This window comes from Parashewanella hymeniacidonis (assembly GCF_016900895.1).
Lineage (GTDB): Bacteria > Pseudomonadota > Gammaproteobacteria > Enterobacterales > Shewanellaceae > Parashewanella > Parashewanella hymeniacidonis.
Genome location: NZ_JAFEUN010000292.1, coordinates 1 through 1167, shown reverse-complemented (window position 1 = coordinate 1167; position 1167 = coordinate 1). Strand labels below are relative to the sequence as shown.

1 protein-coding gene is annotated in these 1167 nt (G+C 39.2%); it reads right to left on the bottom strand.

All coding sequences use genetic code 11. The features are described from left to right. Positions 1-273: 273 nt before the first annotated feature. Positions 274-543 (bottom strand): 30S ribosomal protein S15, encoded by a 270-nt coding sequence (gene rpsO, locus JQC92_RS22395; protein ID WP_129945363.1) that lies wholly within the window; start codon positions 541-543, stop codon positions 274-276. Positions 544-1167: the final 624 nt, after the last annotated feature.

The following is a 1167-nucleotide window of genomic DNA, read 5'->3' as shown; positions in this document are numbered from 1 at the left end:
ACTCCCTCTTTATCTTGGTTTTTTTGAGTTTGTACACAATGCTGGCCTACGAGGTAAAGGGCTGCTTGAGCCACTCATTCAACTATTGGTTACCTAGCAGTCTTGAACCCGATATGAGCCTTAAATCAATCACTGATTTAAATAATACAAAGAAATAACACTGAGGTTTGTAACGGTTTGTATGACGATTACACTTTTATGTATGGAAGAGATAATAGAAACGAAAAAAGAGGCTAAAAAGCCTCTTTTTCAAAACTGGGATACGTTGCGAAATTAACGACGTAGACCTAGTTTCTGGATAAGAGCAGTGTAACGCTCTGCGTCTTTCTTCTTAAGGTATGCAGTAAGCTTACGACGTGAGCTAACCATACGTAGAAGACCACGACGAGAGTGATGATCATGGATGTGCTCTTTGAAGTGAGATTGCAGGTGGTTGATTTGTGCAGTCAACAATGCAACTTGAACTTCTACAGAACCAGTATCGTTTTCACCGCGGCTGTATTCAGCTACGATTTTTGCTTTCGCTTCAGGACTTAGTGACATGTATATCTCCAAATATTTAAGTCATAACCTTAAAAGAGCAGTTGGTGGCGTTCTTAAACGCAGAAAAAATTGTTGTTAGCAAGGCTTGAATTGCATCAAGTAGTATTTCTACTTGAAAAATTCATAACGCAGCTAGCGGCAATTTTAGCCAGTTTATGAACGTCAAGCATACACCTTACGGTGAGCTTAAAATTCTGCTTTTTCTCGGTTTATCAAGCAGCTATCAACCAAAGGCGTCCAACTGCTTTTTAAGGTTTATCTCAGGCCGATCACTAACTCAGCTTGAGGGCTGCGCATTTTAACGCTAAAGCGATGAAAAAACAACTTGGGTGAATTGCTGAAGTTCAAAAGAGATAAAACTATCAGGTTTTAATTAATTCACTTACGGTAAGCAGACCGTTTCTGGACAAAAACGTCTTTCGGTTTCAGTTCGTAATCAATAAATTGCATTAGAAAAAGTACCTCTGAAATCGAATTATGAACATCAAATTTCTGAAAGCCACGACTAGCCCTAAAAAACAACTTAGGGCTTACATCAGATGCGCACAACGTTAGTTATGGTAAATAGAGACTGACATCAGTCTTTGCTGGCTTACTCGACTAGCAAATAGACAACAGGTTACG